The 17939-nt window shown below is 73.1% G+C and carries 18 protein-coding genes; 8 read left to right on the top strand and 10 right to left on the bottom strand.

The window, feature by feature from the left end; all coding sequences use genetic code 11:
- Positions 1-15: 15 nt before the first annotated feature.
- Positions 16-654, top strand: a complete 639-nt coding sequence (locus ICW24_RS15825) for a DUF1638 domain-containing protein (protein WP_226346694.1) — start codon at positions 16-18, stop codon at positions 652-654.
- Between the two features lie 96 nt (positions 655-750).
- On the opposite strand, the gene ICW24_RS15830 is transcribed toward ICW24_RS15825, so the two are convergent.
- The 3 genes from ICW24_RS15830 to ICW24_RS15840 all read right to left on the bottom strand — a co-directional run bounded on the left by ICW24_RS15830 (position 751) and on the right by ICW24_RS15840 (position 3144).
- Complete coding sequence (locus ICW24_RS15830) at positions 751-1644, bottom strand: homocysteine S-methyltransferase family protein (RefSeq protein ID WP_226346695.1); 894 nt, start codon at positions 1642-1644, stop codon at positions 751-753.
- Positions 1645-1654: 10 nt separating this feature from the next.
- Complete coding sequence (locus tag ICW24_RS15835; RefSeq protein WP_226346696.1) at positions 1655-2509, bottom strand: methylenetetrahydrofolate reductase; 855 nt, start codon at positions 2507-2509, stop codon at positions 1655-1657.
- A 152-nt stretch (positions 2510-2661) separates the two neighbouring features.
- The gene (locus ICW24_RS15840) at positions 2662-3144 is read right to left on the bottom strand and encodes a YbaK/EbsC family protein (RefSeq protein WP_226346697.1); all 483 of its coding nucleotides are present in this window, start codon (positions 3142-3144) and stop codon (positions 2662-2664) included.
- Positions 3145-3334: 190 nt separating this feature from the next.
- Here ICW24_RS15840 and ICW24_RS15845 point away from each other — a divergent pair, with 190 nt between their 5' ends.
- A complete protein-coding gene (locus ICW24_RS15845; protein ID WP_226346776.1) occupies positions 3335-4345 on the top strand; it encodes a PadR family transcriptional regulator in 1011 nt (336 codons plus the stop codon).
- Between the two features lie 108 nt (positions 4346-4453).
- Here ICW24_RS15845 and ICW24_RS15850 read toward each other — a convergent pair whose 3' ends face one another.
- Together ICW24_RS15850 and ICW24_RS15855 are read right to left on the bottom strand one after the other, a co-directional pair.
- Positions 4454-4852: a VOC family protein gene (locus ICW24_RS15850; RefSeq protein WP_226346698.1), complete on the bottom strand. Its 399-nt coding sequence runs from the start codon at positions 4850-4852 to the stop codon at positions 4454-4456.
- A gap of 108 nt (positions 4853-4960) precedes the next feature.
- Positions 4961-6028, bottom strand: coding sequence for a glutathione S-transferase family protein (locus ICW24_RS15855; protein ID WP_226346699.1), 1068 nt, complete (start codon positions 6026-6028; stop codon positions 4961-4963).
- 307 nt (positions 6029-6335) lie between these two features.
- On the opposite strand from ICW24_RS15855, the gene ICW24_RS15860 reads away from it, so the two are divergent.
- Genes ICW24_RS15860 through ICW24_RS15875 form a run of 4 tightly spaced genes read left to right on the top strand, consistent with a single transcriptional unit; the run spans position 6336 to position 10594 of the window.
- Positions 6336-7571, top strand: coding sequence for an ABC transporter substrate-binding protein (locus ICW24_RS15860; protein WP_226346700.1), 1236 nt, complete (start codon positions 6336-6338; stop codon positions 7569-7571).
- Positions 7568-8524, top strand: coding sequence for a carbohydrate ABC transporter permease (locus ICW24_RS15865; protein WP_307781362.1), 957 nt, complete (start codon positions 7568-7570; stop codon positions 8522-8524). Before ICW24_RS15860 ends, ICW24_RS15865 begins: the two co-directional genes overlap by 4 nt.
- 3 nt (positions 8525-8527) lie before the next feature.
- Positions 8528-9361, top strand: a complete 834-nt coding sequence (locus ICW24_RS15870; RefSeq protein ID WP_226346701.1) for a carbohydrate ABC transporter permease — start codon at positions 8528-8530, stop codon at positions 9359-9361.
- Positions 9362-9391: 30 nt separating this feature from the next.
- Positions 9392-10594, top strand: a complete 1203-nt coding sequence (locus ICW24_RS15875) for an ABC transporter ATP-binding protein (RefSeq protein WP_226346702.1) — start codon at positions 9392-9394, stop codon at positions 10592-10594.
- A gap of 136 nt (positions 10595-10730) precedes the next feature.
- Here ICW24_RS15875 and ICW24_RS15880 read toward each other — a convergent pair whose 3' ends face one another.
- From ICW24_RS15880 to ICW24_RS15895, 4 genes are all read right to left on the bottom strand, one after another.
- Positions 10731-11606, bottom strand: a complete 876-nt coding sequence (locus tag ICW24_RS15880) for a hypothetical protein (RefSeq protein ID WP_226346703.1) — start codon at positions 11604-11606, stop codon at positions 10731-10733.
- 400 nt (positions 11607-12006) lie between these two features.
- Complete coding sequence (locus tag ICW24_RS15885) at positions 12007-12657, bottom strand: metallophosphoesterase family protein (protein ID WP_226346704.1); 651 nt, start codon at positions 12655-12657, stop codon at positions 12007-12009.
- Positions 12658-12666: 9 nt separating this feature from the next.
- Positions 12667-13380, bottom strand: a complete 714-nt coding sequence (locus ICW24_RS15890; RefSeq protein ID WP_226346705.1) for an ABC transporter ATP-binding protein — start codon at positions 13378-13380, stop codon at positions 12667-12669.
- Positions 13377-14432, bottom strand: coding sequence for an FtsX-like permease family protein (locus ICW24_RS15895; RefSeq protein WP_226346706.1), 1056 nt, complete (start codon positions 14430-14432; stop codon positions 13377-13379). The genes ICW24_RS15890 and ICW24_RS15895 overlap by 4 nt, the downstream gene beginning before the upstream one ends.
- A gap of 423 nt (positions 14433-14855) precedes the next feature.
- Here ICW24_RS15895 and ICW24_RS15900 point away from each other — a divergent pair, with 423 nt between their 5' ends.
- Together ICW24_RS15900 and ICW24_RS15905 are read left to right on the top strand one after the other, a co-directional pair.
- Positions 14856-16157: a sensor histidine kinase gene (locus ICW24_RS15900; protein WP_226346707.1), complete on the top strand. Its 1302-nt coding sequence runs from the start codon at positions 14856-14858 to the stop codon at positions 16155-16157.
- Positions 16154-16783, top strand: coding sequence for a response regulator transcription factor (locus tag ICW24_RS15905; protein WP_226346708.1), 630 nt, complete (start codon positions 16154-16156; stop codon positions 16781-16783). Before ICW24_RS15900 ends, ICW24_RS15905 begins: the two co-directional genes overlap by 4 nt.
- 9 nt (positions 16784-16792) lie before the next feature.
- On the opposite strand, the gene ICW24_RS15910 is transcribed toward ICW24_RS15905, so the two are convergent.
- Entirely contained in the window at positions 16793-17767 is a 975-nt protein-coding gene (locus ICW24_RS15910) for a hypothetical protein (protein WP_226346709.1), read from the bottom strand.
- Positions 17768-17939: the final 172 nt, after the last annotated feature.

A 17939-nucleotide genomic window follows, 5' to 3' on the forward strand; every position in this document is an offset into this window, starting at 1 on the left:
CCGGCGTCGGGCCCCGTGCCGAGCCCCGCGGCGCGGCCGGGGCGGATCGCCCTCGTCGCCTGCGGGGCGATCGCGAGACCGGCGGCGCAGGCGGCGGCGCGTCACGGATGGCCCATCGACGTCCACCCGCTGCCGCCGCTGCTGCACAACCACCCCGAGCGGATCGCCGGGGAGGCCGAGCACCTCCTCGACGAGCTCGCCGGGCGCTACGACCGGTTCGCGATCGGGTACGCCGACTGCGGCACGTACGGGGCGATCGACGAGCTGTGCGAGCGCCGCGGCGTGCGCCGCCTCGCGGGCCTGCACTGCTACGACCTCCTCGCGGGGGCGCCGCAGATGGAGGCGACCTTCGAGGCGGAGCCCGGCACGTACGTCTTCACGGACTTCCTCGTGGAGTCCTTCGAGCGCACGGTGGTGCGCGAGCTGGGCCTGGACCGCTACCCGGAGCTGCGCGACGACTACTTCGGGCACTACACGCGCGTCGTCTGGCTCGCCCAGGAACCGACGCCCGCCCGCCGCGAGGCCGCGCAGCGCGCCGCCGACCGCATGGGCCTGCCCCTGCAGGTCGTGGTCACGGGCACGAGCCGCCTGGACGAGGCCATGGCAGACCTCCTGGACCCCGACGACCCCCGACCCCCCGCCGCCGCATCGTGAGATGACACGAGGGACCGCCACTCCTCGAGCGGGGGCGGTACGACGTGACATCTCACGATGCGGGCCCGACCCGGGGGGTGGGGACGAGACCGTCCGTCAGGCGGCGGTCGCCTTCGCGATCGCGGCGATGTGGGCCGGGGAGGAGCCGCAGCAGGCGCCGACGACGTCGACGCCGCGTCCGTGCAGGTCGGCGGCGTGGGCGGCGAGCTCGTCGGGGCCGACGGTGTAGACGAAGTCGGCGCCCTCGAGCTCGGGCAGGCCCGCGTTGGACTGGGTGAGCACGAGGACCCCCTCGGGGCGCGCGGCGAGGAGCTGGTCGGCGATGGTCGACATCTCGTCGGGGCCGCGGCCGCAGTTGGCGCCCACGACGTCGGCGCCGGCCGCGGCGAGGCGGGTGGCCGCGGCCGCGGGGGTGACGCCCATCATCGTGCGGAGGTTCGTGTCGAAGCTCATCGTCGCGACGACGGGCAGCTCGGGGGCCACCGTCTGGGCGGCGCGGATCGCGGCGCAGGTCTCGTCGAGGTCGCTCATGGTCTCGATGAGCACGAGGTCGATCCCGCCGGCGACGAGGCCGCGCAGCTGGGCCTCGAACAGGTCCTGGGCGCCCTGCGGGGTGAGCGTGCCCATCGGCTCGAGCAGCTCGCCGCTCGGGCCGATGTCGCCGGCGACGAGGATGCCGTGCGCGTCGGCCACCCGTCGGGCGATCTGCGCCCCGGCGCGGTTGGCCTCCTCGACGCGGTCCTCGAGGCCGTGCATCGCCAGGCGGGGGGCGGTGCCGCCGAAGGTGTTCGTCGTCAGGACGGTCGCGCCGGCGGCCGCGTACTCCTCGTGCAGCGCGCCGATCTCGTCGGGCCGGTCGAGGTTCCAGCCCTCCGCGCAGTCGCCCGCCGGGAGCCCGCGCTCCTGCAGGAGCCAGCCGTAGCCCCCGTCGAAGACGGGCGGGCGGCCGTCGAGAAGGGTGGCGAAGCGGTTGGGGCGGGCGTCGGTCACGGGGGAGTCCTCAGGTCGTCAGGGTGGAGAGCTCGTCCAGCGTACGGCGCCGCCAGGACTCGACGACGTCGACCTGGTTGAAGGTGTAGAGGTGCAGCCCGGCGACGGCCAGGGAGTCGTTGGCCGAGAGGGCCGCCACGCGGGCCACGAACTTGTCGGTCGTGAAGCCGGGCGTCGCGATGCGGGCGAAGACCTTGCGCTGCTTCTTGAGGAAGCGGATCGATTCGCCGACGCCGATCTTCGTCGCCATGCCGAGCAGCTTCGTCGGCTCGACGGGGCCGGGCACGCCCACGAGGACGGGCAGGTTCATGCCGCGTCGGCGCATGCGCTCGATCCACAGGGCGACTGCCTCGGCGTCGAACGTCATGTTCGAGACGACGTGGGTGGCGTGGCGCCGCTTCTCCCACATCGCCTGGATGGTGACGTCGTCGTCGATCGTCGGGTGCGACTCGGGGTAGCCGGTGATCCCCACGTGCTCGAAGGGCCGGCCCATCGCCGTGAGCGCCTCGAGCAGGTCGATGGAGGCGTGGAACTCGCCCGCGGGCTCGGGGGCGTCGCCCGCCGGCACGAACACCTTGCGGATGCCCACCTCGCTCACCCGCGCGACGATGTCGCGCAGCTCGTCGGGCCCCGAGATCATCCGGGCCGCGAGGTGGGGCACGACGTCGTATCCCTCGCGCGCGAGCTGCTCGGCGAGGTCGAGGGTCCCGCTCAGTCCCTTCGCCGGCGAGGCGGTGACCGTGAGCGTGATGTCCTTCGGCACCGCGGCGTAGATCTTGTCGGCGATGGTCGCCGTGGGCAGCACCTCGTAGCGGGCACCTTCGAGGAGACGACGCGTGGCGGTCGTCGGCAGAGCGTTGCTCATCACGCAACTCGATTCACTATGCGCACCAGACCCGTTCAGCTTAGGGCCGGTGAAGCGGCGCGGACAAGGGGTCGAGGCCGCCGTGTTCGGCGCCGTCGCGACCCGCCGCAGCCCTGCGCCCGGCACCGCCCGGCGCGGGGCACGACGCACCCTCAGGCGCCCACCTCGACGCTGGGCCCGCCGGTGAGGGCGAGCAGCTCGTCGTGGGTCGTGTGGAACATCGCGTGCTTGACGCCGCCGCCGGCCCAGACCTTCGCATGGGCGGCGAGGTCGGCGTCGACGAGGGTGCGGATCGGCGCGGGATGGCCGACGGGCGCGCAGCCCCCGACGACCTGACCGGTCGCCGCAAGGACGAAGTCGGGGTCGGCTCGCGAGAGCTTCCGGACGCCGAGGTGAGCCGCCGCCGCGCGGACGTCGACCCGGTGCGCGCCGCTCGCAATGACGAGGACGGGCTCGTCACCGGCCCGGAAGACGAGGCTGTTGGCGATGGCGCCCACGTCGCAGCCCAGCTCGCGCGCCGCATCGGCGGCGGTGGGGACGTCGCCCGGCAACTCGACGAGGCGGTCGCACAGTCCGTGGGCGGCGAGGGCGGTGCGCACGCGGTCGAGGGCGTCGGGGAGGGGCTCACGCGTCATGCCGGAAGCCTCGGCGCCGTGACGTCGGACGTCAAGCATGCGAGAACATCTAGATATATCGTTGACATGTCGTCGATAGTCGACGATGCTGGAGTGGCAGCGAGGGGGCCGATCTCCCGGCCTCACCACGGAGGCGCCGGCGGACCCGGCGTCCCAGAGTCAGGAGAACGACATGACGTACGCAGCAGACATGAGTGGCTGGGACCGCGGACCTCGCGACGGCGGGCCCGGACCGGGGCGCGGCCGAGGGGTCGAGCGGGCCATCGAGGAGGTCCTCGACCAGGTCTTCGACCGGACCGGGGGGCGCGGCGCGGGCCGCGGGTGCGGTCCCAAGGGTGAGGCCGGGCGCGGCACGGCCCACGAGCGCGGCCGGGAGCACGGGCGCGGTCGGGGCCGGTGGGCCGACGAGACAGACCCGGCGGACGGTCGTGAGGGCCGTGAGGGCCACCGGGGTCACGGCGGTCGAGGTGGGCCGGGTGGCCACGGAGGGCGCGGCTTCGACGGCCCGTTCGGCCCGAACGGGGTGTTCGGTCCGAACGGCCCCTTCGGTCCCGGTGGACCGTTCGGACCCGAGGGTCCCTTCGGTCCGGGTGGGCCGTTCGGTGGGGGCCCGGGCCGGGGCCGGCGCGGTGGACGGGCCCGGCGCGGCGAGGTGCGCCTGGCGGCGCTCCACCTCATCGCGGAGGGGCCGATGAACGGCTATCAGATCATCCAGGCGCTCGACGAGCGCACCGGCGGGGCCTGGAAGCCGAGCCCCGGCGCCATCTACCCGGCCCTCGCGCAGCTCGAGGACGAGGGGCTCGTCGAGCCGGTCGAGGAGGGCGGTCGCAAGGCGTTCCGCCTCACCGACGCCGGCCGCGCGGAGGTCGAGGCCGCGACCGGCCCGAAGCCGTGGGAGTTCGAGGAGCAGGACACCGCCGACGACGGCCGCCGCGCCCCGGTCAAGGAGCTGTGGGGCGCCTTCGCCCAGGTGGCCACCGCGAACCAGGCCGTGACGCAGACCGGCGACCCGGAGCTCGTCCGCGCGGCGACCGAGCTGCTCGTCGAGACCCGGCGATCGCTCTATCGGCTGCTCGCCGACGGTGCCCCCGCCGAGCGCGGCGCGTCCGACGAGCCGCGCGGGGGCGGCGACGGCCCGCAGGACCGGGTCGACCCGCGGGCGGACGAGCGGGACGACCCGGACGGGGACGCCACCCGCTGACACCCCCGCACCACAACGCGCCCCGCGGTCGATCCGACCGCGGGGCGCGCGTGCGCGTGACCGCCGCCGACGAGGTCGACGACGCCGGGCCCCCGGGGCCGGGACGCGTCAGGGCACGAAGAGGCACAAGGGGTGGCCGGCGGGGTCGGCGACGACGTACACCGGCTCCTCCGGGTCGTCGCTGCGGTCGAGCAGGAGGCGGGCGCCGAGGGCCAGGGCGCGGTCGCGCTGGCGCTCGAGGGCCTCGACGTCCGGCACCGCGGCGTCGAGGTGGAATTGCTGCGGCACGTCACCCTCCGGCCACGTCGTGGCGCGTAGGTCCTCGTCGCGCTGGAACGCGAGCTGCGGGCCGTGCTCCGAGCGCAGGACGAGCCAGTCCTTCTCGCCGTGCTCGGGCTCGTCGCCGGGGCGGTAGGTCATCCCCAGCAGTTCGCGATAGAACTCGGCGAGCTCGCGCGGGTCGCGGGCGTCGAGCACGGTCTGGACCAGGGTGGGATGGGCTGTCACGAGTCGTCCCTTCGGTGCTGCTCTGCTCGGTGTCTTCTCGGCGGTGCATCCACGGTCGGTGGGCCCACGGCTGCGGCCGGGCGGGTGGCGCCCCGAGGCCGGGAAGTGTCAGCCGGTGACGCGTTCGCCGGCGGGGACCGGCCCGGGCGGGGTGCCGTCGCCGAAGGGTCGACCCCCGAGACGCTCGCGGCCGTGGGGGGTCTTCAGGCCCGCCAGGTCGGGGCCGTCGGGGACGATCCCGCGCGGGTTCAGCTCGTGGTGCACGACGTAGTAGTGCTCCTTGATCTGCGAGACGTCGGTCGTGTCGCCGAACCCGGGGGTCTGGTACAGGTCCCTGAGGTACCCCCACAGGGCCGGCATCTCGGAGAGCTTGCTCCGGTTGCACTTGAAGTGGCCGTGGTAGACGGGGTCGAACCGGACGAGGGTCGGGTACAGGCGCACGTCGGCCTCGGTGATCGTGTCGCCGACGAGGTAGCGGCGGTCGGTGAGCCGCTCCTCGAGCCGGTCCAGGGCGGCCCACAGCCGCTCGTACGCCGCGTCGTACGACTCCTGGTCCCCGGCGAAGCCGCACCGGTAGACCCCGTTGTTGATCTCGGTGTAGACCTCGCGGTTCACGGCGTCGATCTCCGCGCGCAGCGCCTCGGGGTAGAGGTCGGGGGCGCCGTCGCGGTGGAACTCGCGCCACTCGCTGCCGAGGTCGAGGGTGATCTGCGCGAAGTCGTTGGTGACGACCTGGCCCGTGGGCACGTCGACGATCGCGGGGACGGTGATGCCGCGCGGGTAGTCGGGCACGCGGGCGAAGTACGCCTGCTGCAGCCGCTCGATGCCCAGGACGGGGTCGGTGCCGCCGGGGTCGAGGCCGAAGTTCCACGAGCGCACGTCGTGGGTGGGGGCCGCGAGGCCGAGCGAGATCGCGTCCTCGAGGCCGAGGAGGCGCCGGACGATGACGGTGCGGTGCGCCCACGGACACGCCCGGGCGGCCACGAGGCGGTACCGGCCGGCCTCGACGGGCCACGTCATCTCGCCCACGCGCGGCCCGGTCGGGTCACCCGGGGCGGCGTCGGCCGTGATGCGGTCGGTGATGTAACGGGTGTCGCGCTCGAACGCCCCCTTGTCGGGTGCGTTGTGCGCCCTCTCGTCCGTGTCCCCGGGGGTCTTTTCTGACGTCGTCGGCATGCCCTCTCCTTTCCCGATCGGGTCGACCCTCATGCGCGGCCCGTACGAAGCCCGGATCCGTGTGATTGCGACCCGTTCCCAGCTGAGACCCAATCGATGCGGGGAGTGCGTCCAGTTTTGCGCGGCCATGGGGCAGGATGTGCCGACGAGGCGTGCACCCGAACGGCTCCGGCCGTACTCCGCACGGGACCTCGGAGTGCACGCGTGACGGACCACCCAGCCCAAAGGAGGGCCGATGGCAGCAAGAGAGACGGCGGCCGCATCACACGACCGTTCGACCCGAAGGCGGCGCCGCGCGCGTTGGGGGGTGGCCTGCGCCGTCTCGGCGGCGCTCGTCGGCGGCCTGTCCGCCTGCGCGTCCGGCCCCGAGGGAACAGTGATCAACCTCTACGGAGGGGCGAGTCAGTCCGGCTTCGAGAAGATCATCGCCGAGTGCAACGCGGCGGCCGGCGGCAAGTACACGATCGTCGGCAACCTCACGCCGAGCGACGCCGACGGGCAGCGAGAGCAGCTCGTACGCCGCCTCGCGGCGAAGGACGCCGGAATGGACCTCCTCGGCATGGACGTCACGTGGACCGCCGAGTTCGCCGAGGCGAAGTGGATCCGAGAGCTCGATCAGCAGCAGACCCAGGCGGCGACCGCCGGTGTCCTGAAGCCCGCCGTCGAGACGGCGATGTGGCAGGACAAGATGTACGCGATCCCGAAGCACACCAACGTGCAGCTTCTGTGGTACCGCAAGTCGCTCGTCCCCACGCCACCGAAGACGTGGGACGAGATGATCCAGATGGCGCAGAAGCTCAAGGCCGACGGTCAGAAGACCTACCAGATCGGCATCACCGGTGGTCAGTACGAGGGCTACGTCGTCAACATCAACAACTTCCTCAACATGTACGGCGCGACCGTCGTCAACGAGGACTCGACTCAGGCCACGGTCGGCGATAAGACGGTCGAGGCCCTGGCCATGATGAAGAAGGTCGCTTCGTCGGGCGTCACGAGCGCGTCGCTGTCGAACAACCAGGAGCCCGAGATCTTCGCCGAGCTGCAGAACGGGCAGTCGGCCTTCTCGGTCAACTGGCCGTACGTGTATGCGGCCATGGGTGAGGCCAGCCCGGAAGTGCAGAAGGACCTGGGCTTTGCGCCGATGCCGACCATCAAGGCGGGTGAAGAGCCCAAGGTCACCCTGGGTGGCATGAACTTCGCGATCAGTCAGTACAGCAAGCATCCGCAGGAGGCCTACGAGGCTGCCATGTGCATGCGAGACGAGAAGCACCAGCTCATGCATTCGACCGCGTCGGGTGAGCCGGCCGTGCTCGAGGCGCTCTACAAGACGCCGGAGATGCAGAAGGTGTACCCCATGGCCGACGAGATGCTCAAGGAGTTGCAGAACGCATCTCCGCGTCCCGTGACCCCGCTCTACCAGAACATCTCGACCATCATCTCCTCCACGCTGTCCCCGCCCGGGTCGATCAACCCGCAGGCCGACGCGCAGGAGCTGCAGGAGAAGATCCAGCAGGCCATCGACGGAAAGGGGATCCTGCCGTGAGCACCCAAGCGGATCTGAGCAGGCCCGCCGGCGGCGGGCACGACGCCGACGAAGAAGCGGTCGCCATCGCTCGCAAGCGGGCCAGCGAGGGCAAGAAAGCCGAGGCCAAGCTCGGCATGATGCTCTGCGCGCCGGCGGCCCTCGTCATGGTCGCCGTCATGGCCTACCCGATCGCCTACGCGTTCTGGCTGAGCCTGTTCCGGGCCGACCTGCGTACGCCGGACCAGAACGAGTTCGTCGGCCTGTCGAACTACGTCACCGTGCTGAGCAGCCCCATCTGGTGGACCGCCTTCGGGGTGACGGCCTTCATCACCGTCGTCAGCGTGATCCTCGAGCTGGTTCTCGGCATGCTCCTCGCGATCGTCATGCACCGCACGATCATCGGGCGCGGCCTCGTCCGGACGTCCGCGCTCGTGCCCTATGCCATCGTCACGGTGGTCGCAGCGTTCTCCTGGCGATTCGCCTGGTCGCAGGACCTGGGCTGGCTCGCCGGCAGTTCGGCCCCGTTGACGGATCGGTGGTCGTCGATCGCGATCATCATTCTCGCCGAGGTGTGGAAGACGGTGCCGTTCATGGCCCTGCTCCTCATGGCCGGCCTGGCCCTCGTCCCCGAGGATCTGCACAAGGCCGCCGCGATGGACGGCGGGTCGGCCTGGCAGCGGTTCTGGATGATCACCGTCCCGCTCGTCATGCCGTCGATCCTCGTCGCGGTTCTCTTCCGAACCCTCGACGCCTTCCGCGTCTTCGACAACATCTTCGTGCTCACGTCCGGGGCCAACGAGACGTCGTCGGTGTCGATGGTGGCGTACAACAACCTCATCCGAGGGCTCAACCTCGGGATCGGCTCGACGATGTCGGTGCTGATCTTCATCACCATCGCGATCATCGCGGTCGTGTTCACCAAGCTGTTCGGGGCTGCGGCGCCGGGGTCCGACGAGGGTGGAAGGCGGTAAGACATGCAGAACGAGACCGGCAAGTCCAAGTTGATGTGGTTGGTCATCGACCTCATCGTCCTGCTGTACGCCTTCATCCCCGTCTTCTGGATCATCTCGTTGTCACTCAAGGACTCCGCGACCCTCAACGACGGCAACTACTTCCCGCGGTCGATCACCTTCGAGTCGTACCAGCAGATCTTCGCGAACAACGACTTCACGCGGGCGCTCATCAACTCGATCGGCATCTGTCTCATCGCGACGTTCATCGCGCTCCTGCTCGGCACGTTCGCGGCCTACGCCGTGGCGCGGCTGCAGTTCCCGGGCAAGAAGATCATCGTCGGCATGTCGCTGATGGTGTCGATGTTCCCCCAGATCGCCCTCGTCACGCCGCTGTTCCGGATCGAGACGGCGGTCGGCATCTTCGACACGTGGCTCGGCCTCATCATCCCGTACATCACGTTCGCGATGCCGCTGGCCATCTACACCCTGTCGGCGTTCTTCCGCGAGATCCCGTGGGAGCTTGAGAAGGCGGCCAAGATGGACGGTGCCACCCCGTTCCAGGCGTTCCGTCAGGTCATCGCTCCGCTCGCGATGCCCGGCGTGTTCACGACGGCGATCCTCGTCTTCATCTCCTGCTGGAACGACTTCCTCTTCGCCCTGTCGCTCACGTCGACGTCGGCGGCCCGGACCGTGCCCGCGGCGATGTCGTACTTCCAGGGTGCGACGACGTTCGAGAAGCCGACCGGCCCCATCGCGGCGGCCGCGGTCGTCATCACCATCCCCATCGTCATCTTCGTGCTGCTCTTCCAGCGGCGCATCGTGGCCGGCCTCACGTCCGGCGCCGTCAAGGGCTGAGCCCACCACCACTGGATTTAGGAGCACACAATGGCCGAGATCGTTCTCGACAACGTGGTCAAGCGCTACCCCGACGGTGCCTTGGCCGTGGACAACTTCAACCTCGAGATCGCCGACGGCGAGTTCATCATCCTGGTGGGCCCGTCCGGTTGCGGTAAGTCGACGACCCTGAACATGGTCGCCGGGCTCGAGGACATCACGCAGGGCGAACTGCGCATCGACGGGCAGGTCGTCAACGACAAGGCGCCCAAGGACCGCGACATCGCGATGGTGTTCCAGTCCTACGCGCTGTACCCGCACATGACCGTCGGCGAGAACATGGGCTTCCCGCTCAAGCTCGCCAAGGTCGACAAGTCGACGATCCAGAAGAAGGTGCACGAGGCCGCAGAGATGCTGGAGCTCACCCAGCACCTCGACCGCAAGCCGAGCAACCTCTCGGGTGGGCAGCGTCAGCGGGTCGCCATGGGCCGTGCCATCGTGCGTCAGCCGAAGGCGTTCCTCATGGACGAGCCGCTGTCCAACCTCGACGCGAAGCTGCGGGTGCAGATGCGCACGCAGGTGTCCCGGATCCAGAAGACGCTGGGCACGACGACCCTGTACGTGACGCACGACCAGACCGAGGCCATGACGCTCGGCGACCGCGTCGTCGTCATGCGGGGCGGCATCGTCCAGCAGATCGGCTCGCCGCAGCACCTGTACGACCACCCTGCGAACCTGTTCGTGGCCGGGTTCATCGGCAGCCCGTCGATGAACTTCGTCCCGGGGCGCCTCGAGGGCGACGGCATCGTCAGCGCCCTCGGCGAGGCCCGCCTGCCCGACCGCATCCGGCAGGCCCTCGAGCGCGGCAACGGCTCTCGTGACGTCATCCTCGGCGTCCGTCCGGAGGACTTCGAGGACGCCCGGATCAACGGCGACAAGCCCGGCGGGCGGTTCAGCGCCCCGATCGACGTCGTCGAGTCGATGGGCTCGGATCTGTACGCCTACTTCACCCTCCGGGGCGACGTGGCGAGCTCCGCCGAGTTGGACGATCTCGCGAAGGACACGGGCAACGACCTGCACACCGACGGCACGGCCATGACGGCGCGCCTCGACCCCACCGCGCGGATTCGGCAGGGTGACAACGTCGAGCTCTGGTACAACACCGACAAGCTGCACATCTTCGACGCCGAGTCGGGCCGCAACCTCGTCGGCGGCGACTCCCAGAGCGCCGCGAACGCCGGCACGGGTCGCTGACCCTCCGGCCCCCTCGTCGCCCACGCGAACGGCCCGGCACCGTCCCCTCAGGGGTGGCGGTGCCGGGCCGTTCGGCGTCGGTCGGTGGTCGCTGGGCGGACAGGGCCGTGCGCGGCCGCGGGGCTGGGCGCCGGGCTCAGGCCCGGGGGCGCTCGATCGGCGTGGTCGAGGGCCGCGCGCGGTGGACCTCCTTGAGCTGGTCGAACACCTCGTCGGTCCAGATGTGCGCGCGGACGAGGGAGTAGCGGTCGTGGGCGATCCGCAGGTAGGCGTCGGCGGGCGTCTCGCCCGGCACGGCGAGGTCGGCGCCGAGGATCATCTCGGTGACGGGCGTGAACTCCTCCGCGTACCAGCGGGTCGAGGCCTCCGCGGCCGAGAGCGCGGCGCGGTCGCGGAACATGAGGCGGGCGGCCCACGCCTCGACCATCTCCGCCAGGGCGGGGTAGGTCCACGGGTCGGTGCACTCGACCTCGCGCTGGGCGAGCCGGTCGAGCGGGATGCGTTCGAGGAAGATGCGGCGCAGCTCGCGGGCCCGCAGGTCGGCGCGGTCGACGACGTCGCCGGGGTCGATCTTCGTGAGGATCTTCGTGACGTCGGCCTCGATGAGGGTGTCGCCGAGCGCCCGTTTCACCGACACGCGGTGGTGGCCGTCGCGGACGAAGTAGCGCTCGCCCACCTGGTAGACGTCGATCGGCGGCAGGTCGGCCCCGCGCCGCACGCCCTCCGCGAGGCGCTCCCATCGGCTGCGGCTGCGGCCCGAGGTGGGCAGGAAGTCGGGGTCGAAGTCGCGGGCCCGGTCCACGCTGCCGACGATCTTCTCGAGCGGGATCATCTGCAGGCCCAGCGAGCGCTCGCCGCGCGTGCCGACGGCGGCGATGACCTCGTCGAGGGCGAGCGTCTCGCGATCGCGCCCGCGCAGTCGACCGCCCAGCGTGGCGAGGCGCTGCTTGCGCCGGGCCCGCAGGAAGTCGGCCTCGGCGTCGGCGCGGGGTGACCCGGTGTCGGTGGGCATGTCGCGTCCTTCTCGTGCGGTCGTCGGTGTCGTCGTCCTCGTTCGTCGCGGGTGCGCTCGGGCGTCGTCGGTCGTCGTCCTTGCCTTCCAGGGTAGGTCGGCGGGACTCCGGGCCGGCCGAGCCCGTTGCGCGAGACGGGCCGGGCAGGACGTGCCCCCGACGAAGCGGGCCGAACGCCCGGGGCGCGTCATCGCGCCCGCCCGCTTCGATCGACCCTGACGGCAGCCGGCGATCGAAGAACCGTTCGGACGACATGGGGCGGAGGCCCCGATCCATCTGCGCAGGTCACCGCCTCGGGGGTGGCGGCGACGGCCCCTCGATGTCGTCCGTGCGGTTCTTCGTCCCGGGTGACGCTCGAGCAGGAGCCTCGCGAGGCCGGATCCGGGGACCTGATCGCGCTCAGACGTCGATGACCCGGTAGGGGATGACATTGCGGACGGTCGTCGTCCCGAGGGTCCGGTCGGGCATGGCCTGCCCGTACGGGTGGATGTGCCCGTGCAGGAGCAGGCGGGGGGACAGGGCGCCGGCGACGTCGTGCAGCGCCTCGATGCCCTCGTGGGGACGGTCGTCGCCGTCGCCGCAGCCCTTCGGCGGGGCGTGCGTGAGCAGGATGTCGATGCCTCCCGGGGCCTTCCGCGCCACCTGGCGTGCGCGGCGGACGAGCCTGCGGCCGCGCGCGGCGTACTCGCGCTGGCTGTACTGGTTCGGGCCGGGGCGATACCGCACGCAGCCGCCGAGGCCGGCGATCCGCAGACCGGCCGCCTCGACGACGTCGAGGTCGACGTTGCGGGCGCCGTGGGGGCGAGGGTCGGCGGTCGGGCGACCGTCGGAGGAGAGCCAGTCCCGCCACGACCGCTGCGCCGCCGGGACCTGCGGGTCGTGGTTGCCGGGCACGAAGAGGAACGGGGCGTCGACGCTGGAGGCAATGAACTCGAGGTACCCCCAGCTCAGGTCGCCCGCCCCGAGCACGACGTCGGGCCGGATCCGCTCGAGCCGGCGCCCGTAGAAGGACTGCTCCACCTCATCGGCGACGACGAGGACCCGGACCATCCCGCCAGGCTAGGTGCTGACGGGAACCGCGTGGGCAGGGGCGTCCGCGGCGGTCACCCGCCCGTCCACGAGTCGCACGACGCGGTCGAGACGGGGGAGGTGCTGGAGGTCGTGCGTGACGAGGATCGTCGCTGTCCGCAGCTCGCGGGTCAGGCGCACGACGAGGTCGACGACCTCCGCGCCACGCTCCGAGTCGAGGGCGCTGGTCGGCTCGTCGACGAGCAGGGCGCTCGGGTCGTTCATCAGCGCCCGCGCGACGCCCACGCGTTGCCGCTGCCCGCCCGACAGTTCGTGCGGGCGCCGGTGCCGCAGGTCGGCCAGTCCCACGGCGCCGAGCAGCTCGTCCGCCCGCGTGGGGGCCGCCGCCCGGGCCGAGCGGGAGGCGGGCCCGGCCAGTTCGGCCATGACCTGGAGCTGCTCGCGCGCGGTCAGGGACGGCAGGAGGTTGGCCTGCTGGAAGACGATGCCGATGCGCTCGCGGCGCAGGGCGGCCGCGTCGTCGGCCGACAGAGCGGTGGCGTCGACGCCGCCCACGACGACGCGCCCGGAGTCGGGCCGGACGAGGGTGGCGGCCAGCGCGAGCAGGCTCGACTTGCCGGACCCGCTCGGCCCGGTGACGCCGACGACGACGCCGGGCTCGACGGACAGCGACACGTGGTCGACGGCCGTGAGGCGTCGGTCGCCGTCGGGGTAGGTGAGGACGAGGTCGTGCAGGGTGATCATCGGTGGCTCCCGAGGGCGGTGAGGGGGTCGACGGTGGTGACGGTGCGGACGGCGGCGGCCGCGCCGCCCAGGCCGAGCAGCACGAGGAGCGCGCCCGGCAGGAGGGTCGTCGCGGGGGAGAGGACGAACGGCAACGCGGTGCCCGCGGCCGCGCCCGCGGCGACGACGACGAGCAGACCGAGGCCGACCCCGCCGAGCAGGACGACGCACGCCTGGCCGAGGGCGTCGCGCACGAGCGCCCGACGGGACGCCCCGAGGGCCGCGAGGACGGCGACGTCGCCGCGCCGCTGCATCGTCCACACGGTGAAGAACGCGCCGACGACGAGCGCGGACACCCCGAAGAGGAGCGCGACGATGAGCGCGAGTGAGCCGATCTCGGAGCGGAACGTGGGCAGGAAGCGCAGGCTGCCCAGCGGCGAGGCGGACGCTGTGCCGGCGGCGGCGTCGGCGGCGTCGGCGGCGGTGTCGCCGCGCACGAGCAGACCTGTCACGGCGTCGGGGGTGGGGGCGAGGGCGCGCCAGTCGGCGAGCGTGGCGCGCACGACCGGGGTGTGGCTGTACCAGGACGGTCCGGTGACGGCGTCGACGCGGAGGTCGCGGCCGGCGATCCGCACGGTCGCGCCGGCGGTGGCGCCCAACGCCGTCGCGGCGTCCTCGGACAGGGTGACCCGCCCGTCCCGGGCCGGCCCGTCGGGGTCGACACCGGGGTCGGTGGCGAGGACGGCGACGGCACTCGAGACGTCGCCGTGGGTCGCGCGGCCCTGGGTCAGCCCGAGCGGGTGCAGGGCGGTGACGCCGGCGGCGTCCCGCCAGACGCGGGTCTGGGCCGGTGTGAGCACCGACTCGCCGAACGTCGCGGCGCCCCCGCCGGTCGGCGGTGCCAGCACGACGCGGTCCGCGGGCAGCGCGAGTACCGCGGAGACGTTCTGGGCCGCGAGCCCGCCCGACAGGCCCGACAGGAACCCGACGAGCAGGGTGACGAGGGCGACGACGGCTGCCACGAGGGCGAACCGCCCTCGGGCGAAGCGCAGGTCGCGCCAGGCGACGAACATGATGATCCTTTCGTGGAACGGTCTTTCGGCGGGCGTCGAAGGGGTGTCGACGCCTCGGGAGGTCGGTGCGAGGGCCGTCCGACCCGCGCGCCCGACGGGTCCGCGGGAGCCCCGATTCCCCCGCGGACCCGCGCGTCGGGCGACGCGTCGGCCCACGCCGCGCGGCCGGTGACCCCCGGGCATTCGCCGAGGCCGGCCGGCTCCCTGTGAGCCCGCCACGGTGCCCGGTTCACACGAGAATGGGCCGGGCTCGACCCCCGTCCACCGTCTTGCGAGGTCCGCGCCGACACCGTCCACGATCCTGCGGACACCCCGGTCGCCGCGTCGTGCCGGGGAGTGAACCTCGCGGCACCTCCGACGCAACCGGCGTTGCGTCCTTCGATGGATCCCGTCGGCGGGCCCGGCCGCCTACCGTGGGGAATCGTGGCCCACTCCCCGCTCACCCCCGTCTTCACCGCCCTGCGGTGGGGGCTGCACGCGCTGCTCGTGGGCCTGCTGGCGCTCGTCGTCCGCGCCGCGCTGCAGGACGGCGACCGCGGGCTCGCCGTGGGAGCCCTCGCGCTCGCCTTCGCCGGGCTCTACGCCCAGGGCGGGCGGGTCGCCGCTCTTCCCGACCCGCGCCGTCGGCGCCGCGCCGCTGCCCTCTGGCTCGCGGGGCTCGTGCTCGGCTGGGTGGTCCTCACGCTCGCTCAGGCCGACGGGGTCTACCTCGTCTTCCCGCTGTTCTTCCTCGTGTTGCACCTGCTCCCCGGCGCGGGCGGGCCGGTGCTCGTCGCCGCGCTGACGGCGGTCGCCGTCGCGGCGATCGGCCTGCGGTCCGGATGGAGCACCGGCGGCGTCGTCGGCCCGGTCGTCGGAGCGAGCGTGGCCGTCCTCGTCGGGCTCGGCTACCGGGCGCTCGCGGTGGAGTCCGCCGAGCGCGAACGACTTCTTGCCGAACTCACCTCGACCCGGGACGCGCTCGTCGCCGCCGAGCGGGAGCAGGCGGTGCTCGCCGAGCGGTCGCGGCTCGCGCGCGACATCCACGACACGGTCGCGCAGTCCCTGTCGAGCATCCAACTCCTCCTCCACGCCGCCGAGCGGGCCGACCCGGCCCGCCCCGGCGTCGAGCACGTGCGCCTCGCCCGCGAGACGGCCGCCGCGAGCCTGCTCGACACCCGCGGCCTCATCCGCGAGCTCGCCCCGCCCGACCTCGCCGGGGAGCGGGGGCTCGCGGGGGCCCTCGATCGGCTGGCGCGGACCCAGTGGCGGCCCGCGGGCCTCGCGGTGACGATCGACGTGCCCGACCCGCTGGAGGAGACGATGGAGGTGAGCGCGGCGCTGCTGCGGATCGCGCAGGGGGCGATGAGCAACGTCGTACGGCACGCCGACGCCCGGGAGGCGTCCGTGATCGTCCGCCGCGGCCCCGACCGGCTGTCGCTCGTCGTCACCGACGACGGCCGCGGCTTCGACCCCCTCGACCCCGCCCCGGCCCCCGGCTCCTCGGCCCGCGAGTCGTTCGGGTTGCGGGCGATCCGCGAGCGTGCCGAGGGGCTCGGCGGCACGCTGACGGTCACCTCCGCCCCCGGGCAGGGCTGCGAACTGCGGGTCGACGTGGTCCGGTCGGTGCTCGGGCAGGCGCCCGAGCCCGGCGCTCCCGATCGTCGGCGCCGCCCGGGCCCCGCGGAGACGACGACGGCGCTCACCCCGGCCCGCCCGCCCGCCGTCACGAAAGAGGCGCCGTGATCCGGATCGTCGTCGCGGACGACCACCCCGTCGTCCGCGCGGGGCTCGTCGCGCTGCTCGCGGGCGAGGCCGACCTCGCGGTGGTCGGGCAGGCGTCGAGCGCGGAGGAAGCCGTGACCGCCGCCGCCGACCTCGCGCCCGACGTCGTCCTCATGGACCTGCAGTTCGGAGCGGGCCCGACCGGGGCGGAGGCGACGCGCCGCATCCGGGCGGAACCCGCCGCCCCCGCCGTGCTCGTCCTCACGAACTACGACACCGACGCCGACATCCTCGGCGCCGTCGAGGCCGGGGCCAGCGGGTACCTCCTCAAGGACGCGCCGCCGGAGGTGCTCGTGGCGGCCGTGCGCGCGGCCGCGGCCGGCGAGAGCGCGCTCGCCCCCGCGGTGGCCGCCCGACTGCTCGGCCGGATGCAGCGTCCGCAGGTGACGCTGACCCCCCGCGAGACGGAGGTCGTCGGTCTCGTCTCCGATGGGCTGTCGAACGCCGACATCGCGACGCGGCTGTTCCTCACCGAGGCCACCGTGAAGTCGCACCTCGTGCGGGTGTTCACGAAGCTCGACGTCACCTCGCGCACGCAGGCGGTGGCGGCGGCGCGGCGCCTCGGCCTCGTGCGCGACCGCAGCTGACCGGCGCGCTCAACGTCCGAGGGCCTCGAGGGCCTCGAGGGCGCGGCGGGCGGAATCCACCTCGGCCTGGGCGGCCTGCGCGGCCGCGCGGGCCTCGTCCAGCCGCGACTGCGCCTCGTCGGCCTCCGCCCGGGCCCGGTCGAGGAGCGCGGCGAGCTCGTCGACCCGCGTGCGCTGCCGGTCCGCGTCGCGCTCGGCCTCGGCGACGGCGAGCTGGGCCTGCGACGAGCCGCGGTCGGCGTCGGTGAGCGCCTGCTGGGCCGCGTCGATCCGGCGGCGGTCGGCGGCGTCGCGATCGGCGTTCCGCCGCGCCGCGGCGTCGAGGGCCTCGGAGTCGGCCTCGTCGGGAACGGGGGCCGTCTCGTCGTCGCCGACGGCCCGGATCCCGCGCCGGCGCAGCGGGCCGCGGTCCTCACCCCGACAACCCTCGTCCGGATCCGCGTCCGCGGCGCCTCGCTCGACGGCCTCGACGGGCTCGATGGCCACGGCCTCGGCGAGGTCGACCTCGCCGAACCCGGCGTAGGCGATGGCGCGGGTGAGGTGGCCGGACGCGACCGCGTCCTGGGCTGCGGCGTCGGCGAGGGAGGCGACGAGCGTGGCGCGGACCTCGTCGAGCGTCGCCGCCGACGCGGCCCGACCGCCGGCCCGCGCCGCCTGGGCGGCCGCGTCGAGCATGCGGGCGAACAGCTCGTCCCGGCGGGGCCGGAGCTGCGCCAACGACGCCGCCTCGAGGTTGGCCTGCGCCGTGCGCATCGCGTCGCCGAGGTCGGCGAGCTCTCCGACCAGGTCGGGATGCTCGCGCACGAGGCCGTTGACGAGCGCGGCGGACACGCTGGGCTTCGCCAGCTTACCGACCGCCGCGGCGAGGTCCTTGTGGCCGCCCTCCCGGGCACGGCGGGCGAGCGCGGTCCGGGTCGCCACGAACTCCGACGCCGGCGCGGCGTACAGCTCGTCGGCGCAGATCCGCAGGTCGCTGGGCTCCACCGGCCCATCGTCCCACCCGCCGGCCGGGCGGGCCCGCGCCCCGGACACGGCCGCGCCCGGCCCCGTCGTGGGAGGGGGCCGGGCCCGGGGCGGGGGAGTTTTCACGCGAACTGCACTGGCAATGGTGAGCCCGTTCGCGTCGATGCAGGTCAGAGGGTCGGGGTGCGCGGGC

The sequence above is a fragment of the Agilicoccus flavus genome, from assembly GCF_014857905.1.
GTDB classification, from domain to species: Bacteria; Actinomycetota; Actinomycetes; order Actinomycetales; family Dermatophilaceae; genus Agilicoccus; species Agilicoccus flavus.

Coding starts and splice junctions, on each gene's coding strand:
- ICW24_RS15835 (WP_226346696.1), bottom strand. CDS start 2,509: ATGAGCAACGCTCTGCCGACGACCGCCACGCGTCGTCTCCTCGAAGGT.
- ICW24_RS15840 (WP_226346697.1), bottom strand. CDS start 3,144: ATGACGCGTGAGCCCCTCCCCGACGCCCTCGACCGCGTGCGCACCGCC.
- ICW24_RS15845 (WP_226346776.1), top strand. CDS start 3,335: ATGAGTGGCTGGGACCGCGGACCTCGCGACGGCGGGCCCGGACCGGGG.
- ICW24_RS15855 (WP_226346699.1), bottom strand. CDS start 6,028: ATGCCGACGACGTCAGAAAAGACCCCCGGGGACACGGACGAGAGGGCG.
- ICW24_RS15870 (WP_226346701.1), top strand. CDS start 8,528: ATGCAGAACGAGACCGGCAAGTCCAAGTTGATGTGGTTGGTCATCGAC.
- ICW24_RS15875 (WP_226346702.1), top strand. CDS start 9,392: ATGGCCGAGATCGTTCTCGACAACGTGGTCAAGCGCTACCCCGACGGT.
- ICW24_RS15880 (WP_226346703.1), bottom strand. CDS start 11,606: ATGCCCACCGACACCGGGTCACCCCGCGCCGACGCCGAGGCCGACTTC.
- ICW24_RS15885 (WP_226346704.1), bottom strand. CDS start 12,657: ATGGTCCGGGTCCTCGTCGTCGCCGATGAGGTGGAGCAGTCCTTCTAC.
- ICW24_RS15890 (WP_226346705.1), bottom strand. CDS start 13,380: ATGATCACCCTGCACGACCTCGTCCTCACCTACCCCGACGGCGACCGA.
- ICW24_RS15895 (WP_226346706.1), bottom strand. CDS start 14,432: ATGTTCGTCGCCTGGCGCGACCTGCGCTTCGCCCGAGGGCGGTTCGCC.